Source organism: Marimonas lutisalis, from assembly GCF_005434965.1.
In the GTDB taxonomy this organism is placed as follows: Bacteria; Pseudomonadota; Alphaproteobacteria; order Rhodobacterales; family Rhodobacteraceae; genus Marimonas_A; species Marimonas_A lutisalis.
In genome coordinates this window covers 1,184,310-1,208,553 of record NZ_SKCI01000001.1, presented here as the reverse complement: position 1 = coordinate 1,208,553, position 24,244 = coordinate 1,184,310, and the positions used below count along the sequence as shown (strand labels likewise).

General features: G+C 65.3%; 21 protein-coding genes. 15 read left to right on the top strand and 6 right to left on the bottom strand.

Going from position 1 to position 24,244, the window contains the following annotated elements:
* The first annotated feature begins 2 nt into the window (after positions 1-2).
* Positions 3-1,514, top strand: a complete 1,512-nt coding sequence (gene trpE / locus E0501_RS05800; RefSeq protein ID WP_137700369.1) for an anthranilate synthase component I — start codon at positions 3-5, stop codon at positions 1,512-1,514.
* Positions 1,501-2,184: an rRNA large subunit pseudouridine synthase E gene (locus tag E0501_RS05795; RefSeq protein ID WP_137700368.1), complete on the top strand. Its 684-nt coding sequence runs from the start codon at positions 1,501-1,503 to the stop codon at positions 2,182-2,184. The genes trpE and E0501_RS05795 overlap by 14 nt, the downstream gene beginning before the upstream one ends.
* Here the strand turns inward: E0501_RS05795 and E0501_RS05790 are convergent.
* A complete protein-coding gene (locus tag E0501_RS05790) occupies positions 2,181-2,846 on the bottom strand; it encodes a DUF1028 domain-containing protein (protein WP_137700367.1) in 666 nt (221 codons plus the stop codon). The genes E0501_RS05795 and E0501_RS05790 overlap by 4 nt on opposite strands.
* Positions 2,847-2,951: 105 nt before the next feature.
* Between E0501_RS05790 and E0501_RS05785 the strand changes: the two genes are divergently transcribed.
* From E0501_RS05785 to E0501_RS05765, 5 genes are all read left to right on the top strand, one after another.
* Entirely contained in the window at positions 2,952-4,532 is a 1,581-nt protein-coding gene (locus E0501_RS05785) for an ABC transporter substrate-binding protein (RefSeq protein ID WP_137700366.1), read from the top strand.
* Between the two features lie 119 nt (positions 4,533-4,651).
* Positions 4,652-5,599 (top strand): ABC transporter permease, encoded by a 948-nt coding sequence (locus E0501_RS05780; protein WP_137700365.1) that lies wholly within the window; start codon positions 4,652-4,654, stop codon positions 5,597-5,599.
* Positions 5,596-7,461 (top strand): dipeptide/oligopeptide/nickel ABC transporter permease/ATP-binding protein, encoded by a 1,866-nt coding sequence (locus tag E0501_RS05775; protein ID WP_137700364.1) that lies wholly within the window; start codon positions 5,596-5,598, stop codon positions 7,459-7,461. Before E0501_RS05780 ends, E0501_RS05775 begins: the two co-directional genes overlap by 4 nt.
* A complete protein-coding gene (locus E0501_RS05770) occupies positions 7,458-8,417 on the top strand; it encodes an ABC transporter ATP-binding protein (RefSeq protein WP_137700860.1) in 960 nt (319 codons plus the stop codon). Before E0501_RS05775 ends, E0501_RS05770 begins: the two co-directional genes overlap by 4 nt.
* The gene (locus tag E0501_RS05765) at positions 8,386-9,150 is read left to right on the top strand and encodes a FadR/GntR family transcriptional regulator (protein ID WP_137700363.1); all 765 of its coding nucleotides are present in this window, start codon (positions 8,386-8,388) and stop codon (positions 9,148-9,150) included. The genes E0501_RS05770 and E0501_RS05765 overlap by 32 nt, the downstream gene beginning before the upstream one ends.
* 153 nt (positions 9,151-9,303) lie before the next feature.
* Here the strand turns inward: E0501_RS05765 and E0501_RS05760 are convergent, their stop codons facing one another.
* Positions 9,304-10,986 (bottom strand): divergent polysaccharide deacteylase family protein, encoded by a 1,683-nt coding sequence (locus E0501_RS05760; RefSeq protein WP_137700362.1) that lies wholly within the window; start codon positions 10,984-10,986, stop codon positions 9,304-9,306.
* Between the two features lie 126 nt (positions 10,987-11,112).
* Between E0501_RS05760 and E0501_RS05755 the strand changes: the two genes are divergently transcribed.
* From E0501_RS05755 to lexA, 6 genes are all read left to right on the top strand, one after another.
* Entirely contained in the window at positions 11,113-11,694 is a 582-nt protein-coding gene (locus E0501_RS05755; RefSeq protein ID WP_137700859.1) for an anthranilate synthase component II, read from the top strand.
* Positions 11,691-12,713: an anthranilate phosphoribosyltransferase gene (gene trpD / locus E0501_RS05750; RefSeq protein WP_137700361.1), complete on the top strand. Its 1,023-nt coding sequence runs from the start codon at positions 11,691-11,693 to the stop codon at positions 12,711-12,713. Before E0501_RS05755 ends, trpD begins: the two co-directional genes overlap by 4 nt.
* Positions 12,710-13,522, top strand: coding sequence for an indole-3-glycerol phosphate synthase TrpC (gene trpC / locus E0501_RS05745; protein WP_137700360.1), 813 nt, complete (start codon positions 12,710-12,712; stop codon positions 13,520-13,522). The genes trpD and trpC overlap by 4 nt, the downstream gene beginning before the upstream one ends.
* A 3-nt stretch (positions 13,523-13,525) precedes the next feature.
* The gene (gene moaC, locus E0501_RS05740) at positions 13,526-14,002 is read left to right on the top strand and encodes a cyclic pyranopterin monophosphate synthase MoaC (protein ID WP_137700359.1); all 477 of its coding nucleotides are present in this window, start codon (positions 13,526-13,528) and stop codon (positions 14,000-14,002) included.
* Positions 13,999-15,171, top strand: coding sequence for a molybdopterin molybdotransferase MoeA (locus E0501_RS05735; RefSeq protein WP_137700358.1), 1,173 nt, complete (start codon positions 13,999-14,001; stop codon positions 15,169-15,171). Before moaC ends, E0501_RS05735 begins: the two co-directional genes overlap by 4 nt.
* Positions 15,172-15,276: 105 nt before the next feature.
* Complete coding sequence (gene lexA, locus E0501_RS05730) at positions 15,277-15,975, top strand: transcriptional repressor LexA (RefSeq protein ID WP_137700858.1); 699 nt, start codon at positions 15,277-15,279, stop codon at positions 15,973-15,975.
* Here lexA and E0501_RS05725 read toward each other — a convergent pair.
* Positions 15,969-17,993, bottom strand: a complete 2,025-nt coding sequence (locus E0501_RS05725; RefSeq protein ID WP_137700357.1) for a ComEC/Rec2 family competence protein — start codon at positions 17,991-17,993, stop codon at positions 15,969-15,971. The two genes, lexA and E0501_RS05725, sit on opposite strands and share 7 nt — an antisense overlap.
* A 78-nt stretch (positions 17,994-18,071) precedes the next feature.
* Between E0501_RS05725 and gltX the strand changes: the two genes are divergently transcribed.
* Both gltX and gltA read left to right on the top strand, forming a co-directional pair.
* Positions 18,072-19,475 carry a glutamate--tRNA ligase gene (gene gltX / locus E0501_RS05720; RefSeq protein WP_137700356.1) on the top strand — a complete coding sequence of 468 codons (1,404 nt, stop codon included), beginning with the start codon at positions 18,072-18,074 and terminating at the stop codon, positions 19,473-19,475.
* Positions 19,476-19,558: 83 nt separating this feature from the next.
* Positions 19,559-20,854, top strand: coding sequence for a citrate synthase (gene gltA / locus E0501_RS05715; protein ID WP_137700355.1), 1,296 nt, complete (start codon positions 19,559-19,561; stop codon positions 20,852-20,854).
* Between the two features lie 70 nt (positions 20,855-20,924).
* Here gltA and E0501_RS05710 read toward each other — a convergent pair whose 3' ends face one another.
* The 3 genes from E0501_RS05710 to E0501_RS05700 form a co-directional block, all read right to left on the bottom strand.
* Positions 20,925-21,701, bottom strand: coding sequence for an enoyl-CoA hydratase-related protein (locus E0501_RS05710; RefSeq protein WP_137700857.1), 777 nt, complete (start codon positions 21,699-21,701; stop codon positions 20,925-20,927).
* Positions 21,702-21,770: 69 nt separating this feature from the next.
* Positions 21,771-22,223, bottom strand: coding sequence for a cytochrome c-type biogenesis protein (locus E0501_RS05705; protein WP_137700856.1), 453 nt, complete (start codon positions 22,221-22,223; stop codon positions 21,771-21,773).
* Complete coding sequence (locus E0501_RS05700; RefSeq protein WP_137700354.1) at positions 22,223-24,190, bottom strand: heme lyase CcmF/NrfE family subunit; 1,968 nt, start codon at positions 24,188-24,190, stop codon at positions 22,223-22,225. The genes E0501_RS05705 and E0501_RS05700 overlap by 1 nt, the downstream gene beginning before the upstream one ends.
* Between the last annotated feature and the right edge of the window lie 54 nt (positions 24,191-24,244).

Here is a 24,244-nt window from a genome sequence, read left to right as displayed (position 1 = left end):
CTATGGACCTCACGCCCTCCTTCGACGATTTCGCCGCCGCCTATGACCGCGGCGAAAATCAGCTCGTCTATACCCGCTTGGCCGCCGATCTCGACACGCCGGTGTCACTGATGCTGAAGCTCACCGGCGCCGCGCGCGATGCCTTCATGCTCGAATCCGTCACCGGGGGCGAAGTGCGCGGGCGCTACTCGATCATCGGCATGAAGCCCGACCTGATCTGGCAGTGCCACGGCGAGAACAGCCGCCTCAACCGCCATGCCCGCTTCGATGCCGACGCGTTCGAGGCTCAGGCCGGCCACCCGCTCGACAACCTGCGCGCGCTTCTGGCGGAATCGAAGATCGACCTGCCCGATGACCTGCCCGCCGCCTCGGCCGGGCTCTTCGGCTATCTCGGCTATGACATGATCCGCCTGGTCGAACGGCTGCCCGACGTACCGCCCGATCCGCTGGGCCTGCCCGATGCCACGCTCCTGCGCCCCACAGTGGTGGCGGTGCTCGACGGGGTGAAGGGCGATGTCACCGTCTGCTCGCCCGCCTGGGTCTCGGGCGGGCAATCGGCGCGCGCCGCCTATGCGCAGGCCGCCGAACGCGTGATGGACGCGGTGCGCGATCTCGAACGCGCCCTGCCCCAGCAGGCCCGCGACCTCGGAGAAGCGGGCGAAGACGCCGAACCGGTCTCGAACTTCACCAAAGCGGGCTACATGGACGCGGTCGAGAAGGCCAAGGACTACATCCGCGCCGGCGATATCTTCCAGGTCGTGCCCTCGCAACGCTGGGCCCTGCCCTTCCGCCAGCCGCCCTTCGCGCTCTATCGCTCGCTGCGGCGCACCAACCCGTCGCCCTTCATGTTCTATTTCAACTTCGGCGGCTTCCAGGTGGTGGGCGCCAGCCCCGAAATCCTCGTCCGGGTCTTCGGGCAGGAGGTCACCATCCGCCCGATCGCCGGCACCCGCCCCCGCGGCGCTACGCGGGAAGAGGATCTCGCCCTCGAACAGGACCTGCTGGCCGACGAAAAGGAACTGGCCGAACATCTCATGCTGCTCGATCTCGGGCGCAACGATGTGGGCCGCGTGGCGAAAATCGGCACTGTCCGCCCGACCGAGAAGTTCATCATCGAACGCTACTCCCACGTCATGCATATCGTCTCCAACGTCGTGGGCGAACTTTCCGAAGATCACGACGCGCTCTCGGCGCTGCTCGCCGGCCTGCCCGCCGGCACCGTCTCGGGCGCGCCCAAGGTCCGCGCGATGGAGATCATCGACGAGCTCGAGCCGGAGAAACGTGGCGTCTACGGCGGCGGCGTGGGCTATTTCAGCGCCGGCGGCGACATGGATGTCTGCATCGCGCTGCGCACGGCGGTGGTCAAGGACGACACGCTCTACATTCAGGCCGGCGGCGGCGTGGTCTATGACAGCGACCCCGAGGCCGAGTACCAGGAGACCGTGCACAAATCCAACGCCATCCGCCGCGCCGCCGCCGATGCCGCGCGCTTTACCGGCAATGGCAACGGGTAAGCGCCCACAAGGCAAACGCGGGCGTCCGCGCCGCCCCTCCGCCTCTTCATCTGACCAAAAATACCTCGGGGAGCGCGAGGGGCTGGCCCCTCGCTCCTCCCGCGCCGGCCAGACCGCGCGCCTGATCCTCTTCAACAAACCCTTCGGCGTGCTGACCCAGTTCACCGACAACAGCGATCCGCCGCGCCCCACGCTGGCCGGTTATATCACCGAAAAGGGCCTCTACCCGGCTGGCCGGCTCGACCGCGACAGCGAAGGGCTCCTGCTGCTCACCGATGACGGTAAATTGCAGGCCCGCATTTCGAATCCGCGTTTCAAATTGCCGAAAACCTATCTCGTCCAGGTCGAGGGCCTTCCTTCCGAGGATGCTCTCGACCAGCTGCGCCGGGGCGTCACGCTCAGGGATGGTGCCACCCGTCCCGCGCAGGTCCACCGCGTGCCCGAACCCGATTGGCTCTGGCCGCGCGACCCACCGGTGCGCTTTCGCAAATCCGTGCCGGATTGCTGGCTCGAGATCACCATCACCGAAGGCCGCAACCGTCAGGTCCGCCGGATGACCGCCCATATCGGCCACCCCACGCTGCGCCTGATCCGCGTCGCCGTCGGCGACTGGCGGCTGGGCGATCTCGCCCCGGGCGCCTGGCGCGCCCTCACGGTCAAGGGGGGCTAGTCCAGCACCCGCGTGCGGTCGCTGGCAACCGGCACCTGCCGGGCCCAGTCGGCATAATCGCCGCTCGTGGCGCGCCCGTGCAGCGCCTCCAGCGCGCCGATCGGATCGCTCTCGTGGAAATCCACCCGCAGCGTCAGCGGCGGGCGCTCGGGATGCAGCACCAGTAGCGCCGCCGACATCAGCCCGCGAAAATCCCCGCCCGCGGCCTCGGCCGCGCGCAGCGCGGCCAGCAGCCGCCGGTCGAACGCGCCGTCGTCGGCCTCGTATCCGGCGACCATGCGCACCAGAACGTCGGTCGAGGCCAGCATGTTGCCTGCCACGATTCCACCGGCAAAGGCCTGGCTGCCACGCGCGGGCTCGTTCTTCTCGCCGGTAAAGGCGCCGGTGCCGCCGTCCAGGTCCAGCGCCGACAACTGGCGGTAGGCCCGGCCCGGATCGGCCTGCGTCACCCGCGCCACCGCCGCCGCAGCGCGCTCGCCGCCGCGCATGCCCGCCAGCACCTCCTCGCCCCAGAAGGTCGAGGGCGCCGCGCCCTGGCTCGCCGACATCCCCGCCGCCAGGTCCCCGCGCAGCACCCAGCCGCCCACGCACAGGCTGCCGGTCGCCGCGGCGCCGCCGATGGCGCCGGTTTCGGGGTCTTTGGCGAGAATCGAAAAGGTCATCATCCGTATCCTAACAGGGGCTGCAGATTTATCATGAAAAATTGACCCACACAATTTATCATGATAATTTACCGCTATGCTATAATGCCAACTGGGAGTTCACCAATGACATTACTGAAATGGACCCGCCGGGGCGTGATGGCGGCCGCTGCCGGCGCCCTCCTGTCGCTCGGCGCGCTGCCGACGCCCGTTACCGCGCAAACGCCCCCTGGCGTGCTGATCGTCGGCCAGATCGCCGAGCCCAAGTCGCTCGACCCAGCCGCCGTCACCGCGGTCAATGATTTCCGTATCCTCGTCAATGTTTACGAGGGCCTGACCCGCTACAAATCCGGCACGCTCGAGGTCGAACCGGCGCTGGCCACCAGCTGGGACATCAGCGAAGACGGCACCGAATACACCTTCACCCTGCGCGACGGCGTCAGCTTCCATGACGGCACGCCGCTCAACGCCGAGGCGGTGAAATTCAATTTCGACCGGATGCTGGACGAGAATCACCCCTATCACGACACCGGCCCCTTCCCGCTGTCGTTCTTCTTCGGCGCGGTCGAGAAGACCGAGGTGGTCGACGAGATGACGGTGAAATTCACCCTCAACGCGCCTTACGCGCCCTTCCTGTCGAACCTTGCCTACCCCACCGGCCTTCTCGTCTCGCCCGAGGCGGTGAAGGCGCACGGCAAGGAGTTCGGCCGCAACCCCGTCGGCACGGGGCCGTTCAAATTCGCCGAATGGCGCTCGAACGAGGCGGTGGTGATCGAACGCAACGACGGCTACTGGGGCGACAAGGCCGGCACCCAGGCCGTGGTCTTCCGCCCGATCACCGATGCCAACACCCGCGTGGCCGAGATGCTGGCCGGCGGCATCGATCTGATGGTCGAAGTGCCGCCCACCTCGCTGGGCCAGTTCCAGGGCGACGGGTTCTCGATCGCCGAACAGGCCGGCCCGCATGTCTGGTTCCTGATCCTGAACGCCAAGGAAGGCCCGTTTGCCGACAAGCGCGTGCGCCAGGCAGCAAACTACGCGATCAACAAGCAGGCGATCGTGAACGACGTGCTCGAAGGCACCGCCACCGTTGCGGCAGGCCCGACCCCGCCCGCCTTTGCCTGGGCCTATAACGAGGCGCTCGATCCCTACCCCTATGACCCCGAGAAAGCCAAGGCACTGATTGCCGAGGCCGGGGCCGAGGGGGCGGAGCTCACCTTCTATGTCACCGAGGGCGGCTCGGGCATGCTCGACCCGGTGCCGATGGGCACCGCCATCCAGGCCGATCTCCAGGCCGTTGGCTTTGACGTGAAGATCGAGACCTACGAATGGAACACCTTCCTGGGCGAGGTGAACCCCGGGCTCGAAGGCAAGGCCGACATGGCCGAGATGGCGTGGATGACGAACGATCCCGACACCCTGCCCTATCTCGCGCTGCGCTCCGAGGCCTGGCCAGACAAGGGCGGCTTCAACTCGGGCTATTACTCCAACCCGGAGGTCGACAAACTGCTGGAAGAGGCCCGCGTGGCGACCGACCAGGCCAGGCGCGCCGAGCTTTACAAGCAGATGCAGACCATCGTGCAGGACGACGCGCCCTGGGTCTTTGTCGCCAACTGGAAACAGAACGCGGTGACCAATGACCGGGTCGAAAATTTCGGGCTCGAGCCGTCCTTCCTGCTGCACCTGCAGGGCGTGGTGAAGAACTGACAGGGTTCGGGCCGGACCATGCCCGGCCCGACCAGGGCGGGGGGCGCTGCCCCCCGGCCACGAAATCCGGGGATTTCGTGACTCCCCCCGGGATATTTCCGGCAAGATGAAGGGCGACGATGGGCGGCTATATCCTGAAACGACTGGTCTCGGCGATCCCGGTGCTTTTCGGGATCACGATCATCGTTTTCCTGATCATGTCGCTCATACCCGGCGATCCGGCCACCGCGATCCTGGGCTCTTACGCGACGCCCGAGAATGTCGAGAAACTGAACCGCGATCTCGGCCTCGACAAGCCGATGGTGCAGCGCTACTTCATCTGGCTGGGCAACATGCTGCAGGGCGATTTCGGGCGCTCCTTCTCGCTCAACCGGCCGGTGCTGGACGAGGTGCTGGAACGGTTCAACGCGACGCTGATCCTGGCGGGCACGGCCTTTGTTCTGTGTTCGGTGCTCGGCATCCTGGCCGGGGTGGTCTCCGCTGCCCGCCAGTACGGCCTCGCGGACAAGCTCATCACCTTCGTGGTGCTGATCGGCATCTCGGTGCCGTCGTTCTTCCTGGGCATGATGATGATCCTGGCCTTCGCGGTGAACCTGCGCTGGCTGCCGGTGTCGGGGATGTACGCGATCTATGGCGGCGGTGACCTGCCCGACCTGCTGCGGCACCTGGTGATGCCGGCGCTGGCGCTGGCCGCCGTGGCCACCGGCGTGGTGGCGCGGCTGTCGCGCTCGGCCATGCTCGAAGTGCTGCGGCAGGACTACATCCGCACCGCGCGGGCCAAGGGCGTGCCCGAACGGCGCGTCATCCTGGGCCACGCGCTACGCGCCGCGATGGTCTCGATCATCCCGGTGCTGGGCATCCAGGCGGGTTTCGTGCTGTCGGGCGCGGTCTATATCGAGATCGTGTTCCAGTGGCCCGGCGTTGGCCGCATGCTGGTAGACGCGATCCTGAAGCGCGACCTGCTGCTGGTTCAGGGCGGCGTGGTCTTCGTCGCCGCCTGCTACGTGATGTTCAACATCGCCGTCGATGTCGCGCAGAGCCTGCTTGATCCGAGGATCAAGACATGAGCGCGTTCCTGAATCTGCTGTTCCGCAACCGGCTGGCGGCGATGGGCGCGGTGGTTCTGGCGGTGATCGTGGCGCTGGTGCTGCTCACCCCGCTCCTGCCGCTGCAGGACCCCGATATCACCGCCACCGCCGACCGTTTCAAGCGGCCGCTGACCGACGGCCACATCCTGGGCACCGATCACCTGGGCCGCGACCTGCTCAGCCGGTTGCTGCACGGCACGCGACTCAGCCTGGCCGTGGGGGTCGCGGCGGCGCTCATTGCCGCCACCATCGGCTCGGCGATCGGCATCGTCGCGGGCTATTTCGGCGGGCGCATCGACAACGTCATCATGCGCGGCGTCGATATGCTGATGGCCTTTCCCTACATCCTGCTGGCGCTGGCCATCGTCGCGGCCCTTGGCCCCGGGCTGATGAACGCGCTGATTGCCGTGGCCGCCGTCAACGTGCCTTTCTTCGCCCGCAACATCCGCGGCGTCACCGTGGGCCTTGCGGGCCGCGAATTCATCGATGCCGCGCGGCTCGCGGGCATGGGCCACACACGCATCCTTCTGACCGAACTGTTGCCCAATGTCCTGCCGGTGATCATCATCGCCATGTCCACCACCGTGGGCTGGATGATCCTGGAAACCGCTGGGCTCAGCTTTCTCGGCCTCGGCAGCCAGCCGCCGCAGGCCGATCTGGGCTCGATGCTGGGCGAGGCGCGCTCGGCGCTCATCTCGCATCCGCATACCTCGGTCGTGCCGGGGATCATGATCTTTCTCATCGTCATGTCGATCAACCTGCTGGGCGATGGCGTGCGCGATGCGCTCGACCCGCGGCTGCGCTCGGGCGCGCTGTCGCGGCCGCGCGCCACCACGCTGGTCGCACGCAAGGGCGATATTCCCGCCCCCACCGATGATCTGCTGGCGATCCAGGACCTGCACACGCAATTCCACGTGGGCGAGCGGATCTATCGCGCCGTGGGCGGCGTGTCACTCGCGGTGAAACCGGGCGAATGCCTGGGCGTGATCGGCGAATCCGGCTCGGGCAAATCGGTTACCGCGCTGTCGGTCATGGGGCTCGTCGCCTCGCCGCCCGGGGTGATCACCGGCGGCGCCGTGCGCTTTCAGGGCGAAGACCTGATCGGCGCGCCCTATGCCGCGCTGCGCGCCAAGCGCGGCGACAAGGTGGCCTATATCTTCCAGGATCCGCTTTCCACGCTGCACCCGCTCTACCGCGTCGGCCACCAGCTGGCCGAGGCGATCCGGTCGCATCACAGGGTGCCGATGGCCGAGGCGCGGGCCCGCGCCATCCAGCTCCTGCACGATGTGCGCATCCCCAACGCCGAGGCGCGGATCGACGATTTCCCGCACGAGATGTCGGGTGGCATGCGTCAGCGCGTGGGCATCGCCATGGCGCTGGCGAACGAGCCCGACGTGATCATCGCGGACGAGCCTACCACCGCGCTCGACGTCACCGTGCAGGCGCAGATCCTGTCGCTGCTCGATGACCTGCGGCGCGCACGCGGCCTCGCCATCATTTTCATCACCCATGATTTCGGCGTCGTGGCGCAGCTCTGCGACCGGGTCGCGGTGATGTATGCCGGCCGGATCGTCGAGAACGGCCCGACCGATGCTGTGCTGGCCGCCCCTGCCCATCCCTATACCAAACGCCTCATCGCCTGCGTGCCGGAACTGGGGGGCGGGCGGCGCGAACTGGCCGCCATCCCCGGCCTGCCCCCGATGGTCGATGATCTGCCGCCGGGCTGCGCCTTTGCGCCCCGTTGCGACAAGGCGCAGGAGGCCTGCCGCACGGGCGACATCCCTCTCTCCGGCACCCCGCCCCGCGCCGTGCGCTGCCTTTACCCCGAGGAGCTCGTCTGATGCCCGCGCTCAAGGTCGATAACCTCGCCAAGACCTTCCCGCTGAAGAAACCGCTCTTCGGCGCGGCCCCGCCCGGCGTGCGCGCAGTGCGGCCGATGTCGTTTCAGGTCGAAACCGGCGAAACCCTGGGCGTCGTGGGCGAATCCGGCTGCGGCAAGTCCACGCTGGCGCGCATGCTCGTTGGGCTGCTGGAGCCCACGCAGGGCACGATCGAGATCGAGGGCCGCGCGCTTGACAACGCCGACCCGGCCGCCTTCGGCAAGCTCATCCAGTATGTCTTCCAGGATCCGCTCAGCTCGCTCAACCCGCGCAAGACAATCCGCCAGGTGATGGAGGCGCCGCTCAAGCGCCTCTACCACATGCCAAAGCCCGAACGCGATGTCCGCATCGCCGAGATTTTCGCCTCGGTGAACCTGCGCGAGGCGTTCCTCGACCGCTACCCGCACGAGTTTTCCGGGGGCCAGGCGCAACGCATCGGCATCGCCCGCGCGCTGGCCGCCAATCCACGCATCATCATCCTCGATGAACCGGTCAGCGCGCTCGATGTCTCGGTGCAGGCGCAGGTGCTGAACCTGCTGGCCGATCTCAAGCGCGACTTCGGCCTCACCTACCTTTTCATCACCCATGACCTGGCCGTGGTCGAAGCGGTCAGCGACCGCATCATCGTGCTCTATTTCGGCGCTGTCGTCGAAATCGGCCGGGCCGAGAGCATCTTTGCAAACCCCCGCCACCCCTATACAAAACTGCTCGCCGACAGTGCGCCGGTCGTCGGCCGGCCGCTGACGGCACCCGAGCAGAAGGACACCGAACTGCCCGACCCGCTCAACCCGCCGCCGGGCTGCGCCTTTGCCGGCCGCTGCCCGCGCGCCACCGATATCTGCCGCCGGGAAGAACCGGCCCTTACACCCATGGGAGACGACCAGCTTGCCGCCTGCCACCACCCGCTCGAAACCTGAACCCCGGCTCAGCCGCCCCGTCCAGGTCGCCGAGGCGATCAAGGACTGGGTCGTCGAACAGGGCCTGCAGGCCGGTGATCGCCTGCCCGGCGAGGCCGAATTGATCGAACGCTTCGGCATGGCCAAGGGCACGATCCGCGAAGCGATGCGCATCCTCGAGGCGCAGGGCCTGATCAAGACCCGCACCGGCCCCGGCGGCGGCAGCTTCGTGCACGAGGTCAGCCGCCAGCGCGCCAAGGCGCTCCTGGGCAACTACTTCTATTTCAAGAATCTCACCATCGGCGACATCTACCAGCTGCGCCTCGCGCTCGAACCCGAACTGGCCGCCTCGCTCGCGGGAAACCTGTCTGACGACGTGCTCGATCAGCTCGCCGCCAACATCGCCCAATATTCCGAACCGGCAACCACCGTGGACGAGGAACGCCAGCAGCACGTCGCCTCGCTGCGGTTTCACGCCATCCTGGCCGAACAGGCGCAAAACCCGCTCCTGGGCTTCGTGATCGACTTCATGGTCAATCTCCTGTCCGATCTCACGGTCTATCGCCGGCTCTACTCGCCGCCCAACCTCGAGCTCTGGGAACAGGGCCGCGACCACCAGGAGCGCCTGGTCGCAGCCCTGCGCGACGGCGATGCCGATCTGGCCCGCGACATCATGCGCGACCACATGGAAACAGCCTGGGCGCTGATGCGCCGGCAAGAGGTTTCGATGGAGCGCCGTTTTATCTCGGAATAGGCCCGCTCGGCCAACGCGCGGCCAGCGCAGCGCACGCTGCGTTAATGAATTTTCTCTTAAGAATTGCCGCGCTGCGGCGGTGCACGGATGTCAGCCGGATGTCAGCCGCAGATCACCCCCGGTTTCCGCGGGTCCCGGAGGTGTTAACCATTGCTATTGCTGCGCCTGCAACAGCGCGCTGACCGGGGCCAGCGCCACGTCCCTGGCGCGGTCCTCCAGCCCCCACAAGAGCAGTGCCGTCACCGTGTCGGGCCGCAGCCGGCCCACCATCACCACGCCGCCTTCGCTGTCCGCTTTCAGCACGGCATAGTTCAGGAAGCGCCTGATAACACCGGGCTTTTCGCCGTTGGCATCGAAGTCGCGGAACACCGCAGCCGAGGGCACGCCCTCTTTCGCCGCCAGTTTCTGCGCGGTGTTCAGCCCTTTCGGGAACAGCACCAGGCCATGTCCGGAATCTCTCAGAATTTCAGTAACTTGTGCCGACATGTTGCGGCTTTGCTGGATCCCGCCCCCCGGCGTTTCCATCACCGCCACCGCTTCCGGCACCCGCGCCATCAGGCTCTGCATCGCCACCTCCACATCCCCCGGCGCAGCGCCGTCTGGCAGGCTCACCATTGCCAGCACCTCGAACCCCGCCGCCCGGTAGATCGCCATCCGATCTTCCGCTTGCGGCAGGCTCGTATCCACGGCGAAACTCAACTGATAGGGAAAGGTCGACAGTGCCTCAATGCCCACGCTGCTGTCCGGATCATCAATCAGGATGATCGACATTTTTGCTTTGTTTTCAGGTGCTTCAAAAGGCACGGAATAGCGCCTTACCGGTGGTTCGGTACTGATCTCCTGACCCGTTTCCGGCTCTGCGGCGGGTGCTTCCCGGCCTGCGTCCTGCGTCGTCGGGCGTCGTACCGTCGCGCCCGTGTCGCGATTAATCAGCGATCCGGCGGGCTTGCCGATCCTGATCGCGGTCTCCTCCTGCTGCTCCGCGCTCGCGGGTTCAACCACGTCGTCCCGCGGCCGGATCACGGTCGGCGCGTCGGGCTCAGGCGCGGGTTCGGCCTCCGTTGCCTCGCTTTCCGTCTGCGCCTCGTTCACGGCCGCCTGCGACGCCGTATCGCTCTCATCGCCGCCCTGCGGCGCTTGCGGTTCTTCAATCGTCACCGCCACATCCGGAGCCTGCGGTTCGGGCTTCGCTTCCGGCTCCACGGAGATGACAAGCTCGGTTTCGTCTTTCTTTTCCGAAACTTGCGCCGCATCCACCGGCTCTTCATCAACCTGCGGTGTGGCCGGAACAGCCGGCGCATCGCTTTGCACTTCTGGCCCGGCACCGGCCGTTTCCGACGCGCCGCCAAAGGCGGTCTGCGGCGTTTCGGCCGATGGCGCCCGGGGCTGTGCCGGGTCGGTCGAAATCGACAGATCGCCTTCTTCCTCTGGCGCAGCGGGCGCTTCGGCCACCTCTACCGGGCTGACCGGGCTCTCCTCCCCGACGGCGACCTGCACAGGTGCGCTTTCACTCGGCGCGGCAAGTTCACCCTGCGGCACACCAGCTTCGGGCACGGCGGCAGGCGTCGTGTCGCTGTCATCCAGCGCGGCCAGATCATCGACAGCCGGGGCTGTCACCCTGGGCACCTGCGCAGCCTCGGGCTGCGGCTCAGTCGCGGGCAGCTCCGCTTCTTCGTCCTTGCGCGCCTGGTTGAATTCGGACCCCGCTGGCACTTCCAGCGCCGTCGCCTCGGGCTTTGGCGGATCGGGCGGGTCGACGATCAAAGACAAGACAGCCGCGCCGCCAACGGCTACCACGCCACCGATAAGAATTCCGCTCAGAAATCCGCGTGCCACTGCTTCTACCTCTTTTTTCCTGCCGCGCGGGACAGCGCGCCCCCTTGACGGTGCGCCGCAAGCCTGAACATGTATACCGCGACCCGGGGCCGGGCCTCCAGCCCCAATGACAACAAGTTGGGCAAGATGCTGCTTCTGATCGACAATTACGACAGTTTTACCTACAACCTCGTGCATTTTCTGGGCGAGTTGGGCGCCGAGGTCGTGGTCAAACGCAATGACGCGCTCGACGTGCAGACCGCCATGGCGATGAACCCGGCCTGCATTCTACTGTCGCCGGGCCCCTGCGATCCGGATCAGGCGGGGATCTGCCTGGCACTGACCGAGGCCGCCGCCGAGACGCGCACGCCCTTGATGGGTGTCTGCCTTGGGCATCAGACCATCGGCCAGGCTTTCGGCGGCAAGGTCGTGCGCTGCCACGAAATCGTGCATGGCAAGATGGGTGAGATACATCACACCGGCAAAGGGCTGTTCAAAGGCCTGCCCAACCCGTTCCAGGCCACGCGCTATCACTCGCTGGTGGTCGATCGCGCAACCCTGCCCGATACGCTCGAAGTGACGGCAGAACTGACCGATGGCACCATCATGGGCCTGCAGCATCGTGAGTTGCCCATCCACGGCGTGCAATTCCACCCCGAGTCCATCGCATCGGAACACGGCCATGCGCTGCTGAAAAACTTCCTCGACGAATTGAAAGTGCCGGCATGAGTGATCGTCTGAAACCCCTGATCGGCGCCGCGGCCGACCGCCCCCTCACCCGTGACGAGGCCGAGGAAGCCTTTGCGATCCTGTTTGAGGGTGAAGCCACTCCCAGCCAGATTGGCGGGCTGCTGATGGCGTTGCGCACGCGCGGTGAAACGGTCGAGGAATATACCGCCGCGGCCGCCGTGATGCGCGCAAAGTGCCATGCGGTGACCGCGCCGAAAGGCGCCATGGACATCGTGGGTACCGGTGGCGACGGCAAGGGCACGCTCAATATCTCGACGGCAACGGCCTTTGTCGTCGCCGGGGCCGGCGTGCCGGTGGCCAAGCACGGCAACCGCAACCTCAGCTCGAAATCGGGCGCGGCCGATGCGCTCACGCAGATGGGCGTCAACGTGATGGTTGGCCCCGGGATCGTTGAAAAGGCGCTGCAGGCTTGCGGTATCGCTTTCATGATGGCGCCCATGCATCACCCCGCCATGGCGCATGTCGGTCCCGTACGGGCCGAACTGGGCACCCGCACGATATTCAACATCCTCGGCCCCCTGACCAACCCCGCGGGCGTCAAACGCCAGCTGACGGGGGCGTTTTCGCGCGCGCTGATCCGGCCCATGGCGGAAACCCTGGGTCAACTGGGCAGCGAACGCGCCTGGCTCGTTCATGGCAGCGACGGCACCGACGAGATGACGATCACCGGCGTGACATGGGTCTCGGCGCTGGAAGAAGATGGCAGCGTGCGCGACACCGAATTGCACCCCGAGGATTTCGGCCTGCCCGTGCACCCGTTCGAGGCGATCCTGGGTGGAACGCCCGAAGACAACGCCAAGGCTTTCGAGGCGCTGCTTGAAGGCGCGCATTCGGCCTATCGCGATGCCGTTCTGCTGAACGCGGCTGCGGCGCTGGTCGTTGCTGGCAAGGCGGCGGACCTACGCGAAGGCGTCGACATCGCCCGCGAAAGCATCGACTCAGGCGCCGCCAAACAGAAGATCGACGCTCTCGCCCAGATCACTTCGGAGACTTCATGACCGCGACCATCCTCGACAAGATCAAGGCCTACAAGCTCGAAGAGGTTGCCGCCGACAAGGCCGCAAAACCCCTGAGCGAGGTTGAAGCCGCGGCGAAAGACGCCCCGCCCGTGCGCCCCTTTGCCGATGCGCTCTTCGATGCCACCCGCAGCGGATACGGCCTGATTGCCGAGATCAAGAAGGCCAGCCCCTCCAAGGGGCTGATCCGCGCGGATTTCGATCCCCCCGCCCTCGCCCGGGCCTACGCCGCCGGCGGGGCCACCTGCCTGTCGGTTCTCACCGACACGCCCAGTTTCCAGGGCGACAAGGAGTACCTGGTGCAGGCCCGCGCTGCCTGCGCCCTGCCGGTCCTGCGCAAGGACTTCATGTACGACACCTATCAGGTGGCCGAGGCCCGAGCGCTTGGCGCCGATTGCATCCTGATCATCATGGCCAGCGTGTCCGACGCGCAGGCCGCCGAGCTTGAAGCGGCGGCCACGTCCTGGGGCATGGATGCGTTGATCGAGGTGCATGACGCGGATGAACTGGAACGCGCGGGCAAGCTTACCTCGCGCCTGGTCGGGATCAACAACCGCAATCTCAAGACCTTCGAGACCACGCTCGACACCACGCGCGAGCTGTCGCGCCATGTGCCCGCCGACCGCATGATCGTCTCCGAGAGCGGGTTGAACACGCCGCAGGATCTTGCCGACATGGCGCGCTATGGTGCGCGCTGTTTCCTGATCGGGGAAAGCCTGATGCGCCAGCCCGATGTCGAAGCCGCCACCCGCGCGCTGCTCGAAGCGCCGCTGACCGCCGGTGGGATGTAGACCATGGCAGAGCTGACCCATTTCGACGCCAAGGGCGACGCCCACATGGTGGATGTCTCGGACAAGCCCGACACCACCCGCGTGGCCACGGCCCGCGGCGCTGTTCGGATGGCGAAGGAGACCTTCGATCTGATTTCCGAAGGTCGGGCCAAGAAAGGCGATGTTCTGTCGGTTGCGCGGCTGGCCGGGATCATGGGGGCCAAGAAAACCCCCGATCTGATTCCTCTCTGTCATCCGCTTCCCGTGACGAAGGTCTCGGTCGACCTCACGCTCGACCCGGACCTGCCCGGCGTGCAGATCGAGGCGACGGTCAAGACCACGGGCAAGACCGGCGTCGAAATGGAGGCGCTGACCGCCGTGTCGACGGCAGCGCTCACCGTCTATGACATGGTCAAAGCCGCAGACAAGGGCATGGTCATTTCGGATGTCCGTGTGGTCCTGAAAGATGGTGGAAAATCAGGACGGTACGAGGCGACATGATATCGGTTGACGAGGCACTGTCGCATCTTTTTGATCTGGTCACTCAGCTTGAGCCGGAAACCGTTCCGTTGATCGAGGCCGCCGGTCGTGTCCTGGCCCGCGACGTCACGGCCCGAAGGGATCAGCCACCCTTTTCCGCCTCGGCCATGGATGGCTATGCCGTGTCCGGCGACGAGGCCGACCTGCACGCCCAGTTCAAAGTGATCGGTGAAAGCGCGGCAGGGCATCGTTTTGAAGGCCGCGTGAAACCCGGCCAAGCCGTGCGCATTTTCACCGGCGCCCCCCTGCCCGAAGGCGCAACCCATGTCGTGATCCAGGAAGATGTCGAACGCCGCGGCGACCTGATCACCATCATGAACGAGCAAACCGGCGCATCCAACATTCGCCCCTTGGGTACGGATTTCCGCGCTGGCGACGCGATCCAGGCGCCACGCCGCCTGTCGCCTTCGGATATCGCCTTGATGGCGTCGATGAACATCGATCTCGTTCAGGTGGCGCGCAAACCAAAGGTGGCCCTGATCTCCACTGGGGACGAGCTTGTCATGCCAGGCGAGGAACCTGGCCCCGACCAGATCATCGCCTCGAACACGTTCGGTCTCCACGCGATGTTGGCAGGGCTGGGCGCAGCCCCGCGCCTGCTGCCGATCGCCCGCGACACGCGCGAAAGCCTGGAAACCACCTTTGCGCTGGCAAGCGATGCGGATCTGATCGTCACCATCGGCGGCGCCTCTGTCGGCGACCACGACCTGGTGGGCGATGTCGCCGGCGAGATGGGCATGGACCGCGCCTTCTACAAGGTCGCCATGCGCCCCGGCAAACCGCTAATGGCGGGGCGCATGGGCGATGCGGTGATGGTCGGCCTGCCCGGAAACCCCGTCTCAGCGATGGTTTGCGGTCGGGTGTTCCTGACGCCAATGATCAACGCGATGCTGGGCCTTGGCGCGCAGCGCTCGGAAGAGCGCATGGCGATTCTGGCGCACGATCTGCCCGCCAACGGACCCCGCGAACATTACCAGCGCGCCCATATCGACGGCGACAAGATCACCGTTTTTTCGCGGCAGGACAGTTCGCTTCTCAGCATCTTGTCCAAGGCCAATGCCCTGGCGATCAGCGCGCCGAGCGCACCGGCGCAATCCGCCGGAACCTCGATCCGCTACATCCCCATCTAAGCCCCCGAGCCTGCCTTTTGTTCCAACATGCGCCAACAGTGTTGACACAAAACAGGAACATGCATAGAACAAACGTAAACAAACAGGCAAAACGGAGGCATGTCCATGCTCACCCGCAAGCAGCTCGACCTCTTGGAATTCATTCACAAGCGCGTTCAGCGCGACGGCGTACCGCCCTCTTTCGATGAAATGAAAGAAGCGCTGGACCTGCGCTCGAAATCCGGCATTCACCGGTTGATCACCGCGCTCGAGGAACGCGGCTTTATCCGTCGCCTCGCCCACCGGGCCCGCGCGATCGAGATCGTCAAACTGCCCGAGAGCCTGGGCGGCGAGGCCTCGGGCTTCACTCCGCGGGTGATCGACGGCGACCGGCCCGACGCGGGCAAACCCGCCAATGCGATGGATATCGAGACCGTCGGCGCGCTGGAGCTGCCGCTGATGGGCCGCATCGCCGCCGGTGTCCCGATCGAGGCCATCAGCCACGCCTCCCACAATGTCGCCGTGCCGCAATCCATGGTGCGGGGCAGCGGTGAGCACTACGCGCTCGAGGTCAAGGGCGACTCGATGATCGAAGCCGGGATCAACGATGGCGACGTGGTGATCATCCGCGAAACCTCGACCGCCGACAACGGCGACATCGTCGTGGCGCTGGTGGAAGATCACGAGGCCACGCTCAAACGGTTCTTCCGCAAGGGCAACGCCATTGCGCTCGAAGCGGCCAACCCGGCCTACGAAACGCGTGTGCTGCCGGACGACAAGGTCAAGGTGCAGGGCCGCCTGGTCGGGCTGATCCGAACCTACTGATCGCGCTTCCGGCGCCCTGTCCACAAACGATCGCCCGTGATCTCGCGGGCGGTCGTCATTTTTAACGGCAGGCCAGTCCCGCCGGGATAGAAAGCCACGGCGCCCGAGCCCCTCAACCGTTCCGGATCGAAAACCTCGCAATCCAGCCCGTCGGGCACGGCACGGTTCGCCACGATCACATCGCCTTTGCGGCAGGCCACACTCTCAACCGCGCGCGCCCCGGTGACATGGCGCAACTTGATCGGCGCAGCCAGAACAGCCTCTGGCCACCGCGCAGCGGCCGTCACCTGGTCGGCCGCATCTCCGTCATTCTCCAGCCAGTTCAAGGCCACGAAGCCGCTACCACGCGGCTTGCTCAGCGCACGCCCACTCGGCGAAGCCAACCCAACCAGCGCGCCTTCCTCGGCGATCAGGATCACCGGCCGCGGCGTGAGCGCCCAAAGCACCAGGGCCGCGGCCACCGGAGCAAGCCCCGCGAACCGCAACCGGCCCTGCCACAGGACGATCAGAACGAACCCGCCCGCCATCAGCGGCAGGACACGCCAGTCGGGGCTCTGTATCGCGCCCCGCGCGCCTTCCATCTCGGCAACGCGATGTGCAACGCCCAGAATCCATCCCAGCCCCTGCCCGACGATCCACAGCGGCGGCGCCTCCAGCCCGAGTGGCATCAGAACGGCCGCCAGCACCATGGCCGGCATCACCAGAACCCCCATCAAGGGAACCGACAGCAGGTTCGCCACCAGTCCGAAATGCGCGATCTGGTTGAAATGCGCCGCCCCGATCGGCGCGGTCGCCGCCCCCGCCACCGCCGACGAGATCACCACTGCCGTTACCGGCCGCAGCCATGCGGGCCCCAATCCGATATCACGCTCGCGCAACCAGGCGAAGACGGCGACCAATGCCGTCGTCGCAGCAAAAGACATCTGGAAGCCAGGCGACAGCAACGCCTCGGGCCGCAGGATCAGAACCACAATCGCCGCCGTCGCCACCGCGCGCAGCGAAATCACCCGCCGGTCGGCCATCACGGCCAGCAACGCAACCCCCACCATGACAAAGGCGCGTTCGGTCGCCACATTGCCGCCCGACAGCGCCAGATATCCGGCCGCCACCGTCAGGGCCATCAACGCCGAAAGCTTCTTGGCCGGCAGGCGCAGCCCGACCCACGGCACAATGGAAAAACCGATGCGGAACACGGCAAAGACAAATCCCGCCAGCAGCCCCATGTGAAGGCCCGAAATCGCCAGAAGATGCGCCAGGTTCGAAGCCCGTAGCGCCTCAAGCGTGTTCTGTCCGATCCCGGCCCTGTCCCCGGTCATGATCGCCGCGGCAAACGCACCAGTTTCGCCCGGCAGCTGCTCCTGTACCCGCTGCGACAAAGCCATGCGCGCCCGAAACACGGGCTTTTCGCCCCCCGACGGCGCCCAGATGAGGAGCGGCGTGCGCGCATATCCCACGCCCCCCAGCTTCAGGAACCAGGCATGCCGCTGGAAATCGAAGCCGCCCGGCTCGACCGGGCCGCCAGGCGGGGCAAGATGCGCAGTCACGATCACCCGCGCGCCGGCCCATGGTGCACTGCCGGCTTCGCCGTGCAGGGAAATGCGGACGCGTTCGGGGGTCTTTGACGGCTCCAGATCAGCCAGAACCACCTTATCCAGCAAGATCCGCAACGCACCGCTGCCCGACCGGTCGATGCCGATCACCCGCCCTTCCACCGGGCCATAGTAACGCCATCCCAAGACGGGACGTTCGACCAGATGGGCCCGGGCACTGGCCAATGAAAGCCCAAGCATGACCAGGATCATCCCCCAGGCCAGCGGAGTCCAGGCCGCCGGCCGGCGCCACGCCGCCGCGGCAAGTACGATCAGCCCCCCGGCCAGGTAAGGGAGCAGCGCCAGAGGGGGTTCAATCCGAAGGGCAAAGTAGCCCCCTATCCCGACGGCCAGGCAAACCGGCACCCACGGAAACAGGTATCCACGCTGCGCCAAAAGCGCTTCTTCCACCCGCGTCAGCAGAGCCATGCCTTGTCCTTGCCTCGGCAGATCATTAGACAGGCGCCAAGTCTATTCCGCTCATGGTTACCGAAAGATTAACGACAGATGTCCCAAGCAGTCGTCACCCGCTTCGCGCCCTCTCCCACCGGCTATCTGCATATCGGCGGGGCCCGCACCGCGCTGTTCAACTGGCTCTATGCCCGTGGCCGCGGTGGCAAGTTCCTGCTTCGGATCGAGGACACCGACCGTGAACGCTCGACCCCCGAGGCCACGCAGGCCATCCTAAATGGCATGGCATGGCTGGGGTTAGATCACGATGGCGAAGTGGTCAGCCAGTTCTCGCGCGTCGACCGCCATGCCGAGGTCGCGCATGCGCTGCTGGAGAACGGCCATGCCTACAAGTGCTTTGCCACCCAGGACGAGATCCAGGCCTTCCGCGAGGAAGCCCGCGCCGAAAAGCGCTCGACCCTGTATCAAAGCCCATGGCGCGATGCCGATCCATCCACCCATCCCGATGCGCCCTACGTGATCCGTCTCAAGGCCCCACGAGACGGTGCCACGGTGATCGCCGACAAGGTGCAGGGCGATGTCACGATCCGCAACGACCAGCTGGATGACATGGTGCTGCTGCGTTCGGATGGCACCCCGGTCTACATGCTGGCCGTGGTGGTCGATGATCACGACATGGGCGTAACCCACGTGATCCGCGGCGACGATCACCTCAACAACGCCGCGCGCCAGCAACTGGTCTACCAGGCGATGGGCTGGGACGTGCCGGTCTGGGCGCATATCCCGCTGATTCACGGGCCCGACGGTAAGAAACTCTCGAAACGCCACGGCGCGCTTGGCGTCGAGGAATACCAGGCGATGGGCTATCCTGCTTCGGGCATGCGCAACTATCTCGCCCGCCTCGGCTGGAGCCATGGCGATGACGAATTCTTTACCGATGAACAGGCGCGCGAGTGGTTCGACCTCGCCGGCATCGGCAAATCGCCCGCGCGGTTCGACTTCAAGAAGCTGGAAAATCTCTGCGGTCAGCATATCGCCGCCACGGACGATGCTGCGCTGCTGCATGAGCTGGACGAGTTCCTGACCGCGACCGGGCAAGCCGCGCTGCCAAACACGAAAACTTCACTCATGCAGACAGCCATGCCCTTCCTGAAAGAGCGAGCCAAAACATACCCGGAACTTCTTGATAAAGCGGCATTTATCCTCAGCGATCGGCCTATCGTCCCGGACGAGAAATCGGCCAGTGCGCTCGATACTGCATCCCGTGGTATACTGAATGAATTGACGCCGCATTTGCAAAATGCTAGCTGGTCGCGTGACGCTCTCGAACAGGTCATGAACCAGTTCGCAGAGAACAAGGGCACAAAATTCGGCAAGCTCGCGGGCCCTCTCCGGGCCGCGCTCGCAGGCCGGGCAGCAACGCCCAGCGTGTTCGACATGATGCTGGTTCTGGGGCGCGATGAAACCCTGGCCCGTCTGTCCGACGCCGCCGCGGCCTGAGAGAGGTTTACCTTCTTTTAGGCCTGACTGACTAGGACAGCCCCACGCGGTCCGCGCGTGGGCGATATGAGGAAGGAAACAGCATGACAGACAGCACCAAGACCGCGACACTCACGATCGATGGCCAGTCCTTCGACCTGCCCGTGCTTTCGCCGACGGCCGGGCCGGATGTCATCGACATTCGCAAGCTCTACGCCGATGCCGGCGTGTTCACCTACGATCCCGGCTTTACCTCGACCGCATCCTGCGACAGCACGATCACCTTCATTGATGGCGGCAAGGGCGAACTTCTGCACCGCGGCTACCCGATCGACCAGCTGGCCGAAAAATCGCATTACCTCGAAGTGTGCTACTTGCTGCTTTACGGCGAACTGCCCACCGCGGCCGCACTGGACAAATTCGAAGACACGATCACCCGCCACACGATGATCCACGAGCAGATGCACAACTTCTTCCGTGGGTTCCGGCGTGATGCGCACCCGATGGCCACCATGGTGGGCGTCGTCGGCGCGATGTCGGCTTTTTACCATGACAGCACCGACATCTCCGATCCGCACCAGCGCGAGATCGCCTCGCATCGCATGATCGCCAAGATGCCGACCATCGCGGCAATGGCCTACAAGTACTCGATCGGCCAGCCCTTCGTGTACCCGCGCAACGATCTCGATTACGCGTCGAACTTCCTGCACATGTGCTTTGCCGTCCCGGCCGAGGAATATCAGGTCGATCCGATCCTCAGCCGCGCCATGGACCGCATCTTTACCCTGCACGCCGATCACGAGCAGAACGCCTCGACCTCCACCGTGCGCCTCGCCTCCAGCTCTGGCGCCAATCCCTTCGCCTGTGTCGCCGCCGGTATTGCATGTCTCTGGGGCCCGGCCCACGGCGGTGCAAACCAGGCCTGCCTCGAAATGCTCAAGGAGATTGGCAGCGTCGATCGCATCCCGGAGTTCATCGCCCGCGCCAAGGACAAGGACGATCCGTTCCGCCTGATGGGCTTTGGCCACCGCGTCTACAAGAACTTCGACCCGCGTGCGAAGGTGATGAAGCAATCGGCCGACGAGGTGCTGGACCTGCTTGGGATCGAAGACAACCCGATCCTGCAAGTGGCCAAGGAACTGGAAAAGCAGGCGCTGGAAGATCCCTATTTCGCCGAGAAGAAACTCTTCCCGAACGTGGATTTCTATTCGGGCATCATTCTCGAAGCGATGGGCTTCCCCACCTCGATGTTCACGCCGATCTTCGCCCTATCGCGCACCGTCGGCTGGATCTCGCAATGGAAAGAGCAGTTCTCGGACCCGGCGCACAAGATCGGCCGCCCTCGTCAGCTGTACCTGGGCGAGACCTACCGCGACTACGTGGATGTAGAAAACCGCTGACAACACCGGCGGTCGGAAAACAAAACGCCCCGGATATGCTCCGGGGCGTTTCGCGTTGTGCCAATTGTGATCAGCGGCCTTCGAAATGCGCCTTGCGCTTTTCCAGGAACGCCACCACCCCTTCCATGAAATCGCGGCTCTTGCCGGCCTTGCCCTGAAGCTTGGCCTCGGTGGTCAGCTGCCCCTCGAACGAGTTATCCCAGCTTTCGCGGATCGCCCGCTTGGTCAGTTCATAGGCCCGAGTGGGCCCGTCGGCCAGGTGACGCGCCCGTCCACGCCAATGGTCCTCGAACCCTTCGTCCGGCACCGCTTCCCAGATCATGCCCCAGTCATCGGCCTGTTTCGCACTGATCTTTTCGGCAAACAGCGCCGCTCCCATGGCTTTGGCCATCCCCATCGAGCGTGGCAGCGCATAGGTGCCCCCGGCATCCGGGATCAGGCCGATCCGCGTGAAGGCCTGCAGGAAATAGGCGCTCTCGGCCGCAATGACCACGTCCGTTGCCAGCGCCAGGTTGGCCCCTGCCCCGGCCGCCGGGCCATTGACCGCGGCGATTGTCGGCAACCGACATTCGGCGATCGTTTTCAGCATCGGATTGTATTCATCGCGCAAGCCGCGCTCGAGGTCCATCGCCCCGGCATTGGCATCGCCCAGATCCTGGCCCGAACAGAACGCGCCACCGGCCCCGGTCAGCACGACCACGCGCGCGCCATCGGGTTCGGCATGGCGGACTGCATCGGGAATCTCGGCCCGCATCTGCGATGTCAGGGCATTCATCTTGTCAGGACGGTTGAGCGTTATGACGGCAATCCCGTCCGCCACCTCATAGGTGATCGTCTTGTAGACCATGTGCGAGCCTCGCTTTTCTTTTTCCACAATGAACCCCATCGCGGGCCATGGGGAAAGCGAAACCCGGCGTCACCGGTTCATGATCTCGTCCAGCCGCTTCGATTCGTCCTCGCTCAACGCCGCTTCGCCCGGCGCCGCGGCCCGCGACCGGCGCCGCAGGTAGGCGATTCCACCCACGCCGCCCAGAATCAGCATTGCCGGCCCTGCGCCCCAGAGAATCCAGTTGCTGCCACCCATCCGCGGGTTCAACAGCACGTATTCGCCATAGCGGTCGACAAGGAAGGTTTTCACCTCCTCGTTGCTGTCCCCGGCCACCAGACGCTCGCGCACCAGAAGCCGCAGATCGCGGGCCAGATCAGCGTTCGAATCGTCGATGCTCTCGTTTCGGCAGACAAGGCACCGCAAGTCCTTGGAAATTTCCCTGGCACGGGCTTCCAGCGCTGGATCTTCCAGAACCTCGTCCGGCTGCACCGCCCAGACAGGCGATGCCAGGAACAACAGGATCATCAGCACGCGTTTCATCATTCTGCCGGCACCCCCTGCATCGGCGCCTTGCGCGCACCTGCGGCCACACGATAGCGCCGATCGCTCAGGCTCAACGCGCCACCCAGTGCCATCAGGATGGCCCCGCCCCAGATCCAATTGGCCAGCGGCTTGTAATAGGTGCGCATCGCCCATCCGCCACCCTCCTGCGGATCGCCGATCACCACATAGACGTCACGCAGGAACCCGTTGTCGATCGCCGCCTCGGTGGTGGGCTGCCCCGCCACGGGATAAACCCGTTTTTCGGGCGTCAGGTTGGAAATCCTTTCGCCATTCTTCGACAGTTCGACAATCCCCATGGTCGACACATAGTTCGGTCCCGGCACGCGCTCGACCGCCTGCAACGTAAGGGTGAAACCCGCCACGTCAAAGCTCTCGCCCGTCTGCACCACGCGGATATCTTCAACCTCCCAGGCCAGCAGGCCCGCGATACCCGCCATGGTCACACCGAGGCCGCCATGCGCCACCGCCTTGCCCCAATCGGCCCGCGGCAGCCGCGCCAGACGCCCCAGTCGGTTGCCTCCGCGCCCGGTGCGCGACATCAGGTCCGTCACCGCCCCGGCCACCAGCCAGGTGCCCAGCATCAGCCCAAGCGGCCCAAGCGCGCTGCGTTCGGTCTGGATCGCCCAGATCAGCGCGCCGACGGCCAACGCCAGCACCGCAGCCGGCCACAACCCGCGCACCGTTCGGCCTAGGCGCGCTCGTTTCCACGGCAGCATGGCGCCAATCGGCAGGATCAGGCCCAGCACCACCATGAAGGGTGTAAAGGCCTGATTGAAGAACGGCGCACCGACCGACAGCTTGCGATCGAAGAACATCTCGCTGACCAGCGGCCAGATCGTGCCGATGAACACCACGAAGGCGGAAACCCCCAACAAGATATTGTTGAACACCAGCGCCGATTCCCGGCTGACCAGGCCGAAGACCCCCTTGGCCTCCATAACGCCCGCCCGCGCGGCATAGAGCGTCAGCGCCCCGCCGACAAAGACACCCAAGATCAGCAGCAGGAACACCCCGCGCTCGGGATCGGTGGCAAAGGCATGAACCGAGGTAATGATCCCCGAACGGGTAATGAACGCGCCCACCAGCGAAAAGCCGAACGCGATAATCGCCAGCAGCACGGTCCAGCTTTTCAGCGACTCGCGTTTCTCCACGACGATCGCCGAATGCAGCAGCGCCGCAGCGATCAGCCAGGGCATGAAACTGGCGTTCTCGACCGGGTCCCAGAACCAGAAGCCACCCCAGCCCAGTTCGTAATAGGCCCACCAGCTGCCCAGCCCGATACCCACGGTCAGGAACATCCACGCCGCCAGAGTCCACGGCCTCACCCACCGGCCCCAGGCCGCATCGACGCGCCCCTCGATCAGGGCGGCGACGGCGAAGGAAAACGACATGCTCAGCCCGACGTACCCGAGATAAAGAAATGGCGGATGAAAGGCGAGCCCGGGATCCTGCAGCAACGGGTTCAGATCCTGCCCGTCAAACGGCGGCACTTGCATCCGGATGAACGGGTTGGACGTGAACAGGATGAAGGCAAAGAACGCGGCGCCGATCGAACCTTGCACCGCCAAAATGCGCGCTCGCATCGTCGGCGGCAGGTTGCCGCCGAACCACTGCGCCATCGCGCCAAAAAGCGTCACGATCAGCACCCAGAGCAGCATCGAGCCTTCATGGTTTCCCCAGACGCCCGTCACCTTGTATAGCATCGGCTTGGCAGAGTGGCTGTTCAGAACCACCAACTGAAGCGAGAAATCCGAGGTCACGAAAGCATAGGTCAGCGCCGCGAAGGCCACCAATGTCAGCATGAACTGCAAATTGGCGGCGGGCTCTGCAAAGGCCATCCAACCGGGCCAGCGTTTCTGCGCGCCAACCAGCGGTACGATCATCTGCAAACAGGCCGTCACGAAGGCCAGGATCAGGGCGAAATGTCCGAGTTCTGCTATCATGCCCCGAGTTATAAGGGCGCAGCCCGGCGCGTCCAATAACAAACGCGCCGGATA

Coding starts and splice junctions, on each gene's coding strand:
- moaC (WP_137700359.1), top strand. CDS start 13,526: ATGGCAGAGCTGACCCATTTCGACGCCAAGGGCGACGCCCACATGGTG.
- trpC (WP_137700360.1), top strand. CDS start 12,710: ATGACCGCGACCATCCTCGACAAGATCAAGGCCTACAAGCTCGAAGAG.
- E0501_RS05780 (WP_137700365.1), top strand. CDS start 4,652: ATGGGCGGCTATATCCTGAAACGACTGGTCTCGGCGATCCCGGTGCTT.
- E0501_RS05755 (WP_137700859.1), top strand. CDS start 11,113: ATGCTGCTTCTGATCGACAATTACGACAGTTTTACCTACAACCTCGTG.
- lexA (WP_137700858.1), top strand. CDS start 15,277: ATGCTCACCCGCAAGCAGCTCGACCTCTTGGAATTCATTCACAAGCGC.
- E0501_RS05710 (WP_137700857.1), bottom strand. CDS start 21,701: ATGGTCTACAAGACGATCACCTATGAGGTGGCGGACGGGATTGCCGTC.
- E0501_RS05785 (WP_137700366.1), top strand. CDS start 2,952: ATGACATTACTGAAATGGACCCGCCGGGGCGTGATGGCGGCCGCTGCC.
- E0501_RS05775 (WP_137700364.1), top strand. CDS start 5,596: ATGAGCGCGTTCCTGAATCTGCTGTTCCGCAACCGGCTGGCGGCGATG.
- gltX (WP_137700356.1), top strand. CDS start 18,072: ATGTCCCAAGCAGTCGTCACCCGCTTCGCGCCCTCTCCCACCGGCTAT.
- trpE (WP_137700369.1), top strand. CDS start 3: ATGGACCTCACGCCCTCCTTCGACGATTTCGCCGCCGCCTATGACCGC.
- E0501_RS05735 (WP_137700358.1), top strand. CDS start 13,999: ATGATATCGGTTGACGAGGCACTGTCGCATCTTTTTGATCTGGTCACT.
- E0501_RS05700 (WP_137700354.1), bottom strand. CDS start 24,190: ATGATAGCAGAACTCGGACATTTCGCCCTGATCCTGGCCTTCGTGACG.
- E0501_RS05790 (WP_137700367.1), bottom strand. CDS start 2,846: ATGACCTTTTCGATTCTCGCCAAAGACCCCGAAACCGGCGCCATCGGC.
- E0501_RS05725 (WP_137700357.1), bottom strand. CDS start 17,993: ATGGCTCTGCTGACGCGGGTGGAAGAAGCGCTTTTGGCGCAGCGTGGA.
- trpD (WP_137700361.1), top strand. CDS start 11,691: ATGAGTGATCGTCTGAAACCCCTGATCGGCGCCGCGGCCGACCGCCCC.
- E0501_RS05795 (WP_137700368.1), top strand. CDS start 1,501: ATGGCAACGGGTAAGCGCCCACAAGGCAAACGCGGGCGTCCGCGCCGC.
- E0501_RS05705 (WP_137700856.1), bottom strand. CDS start 22,223: ATGAAACGCGTGCTGATGATCCTGTTGTTCCTGGCATCGCCTGTCTGG.
- gltA (WP_137700355.1), top strand. CDS start 19,559: ATGACAGACAGCACCAAGACCGCGACACTCACGATCGATGGCCAGTCC.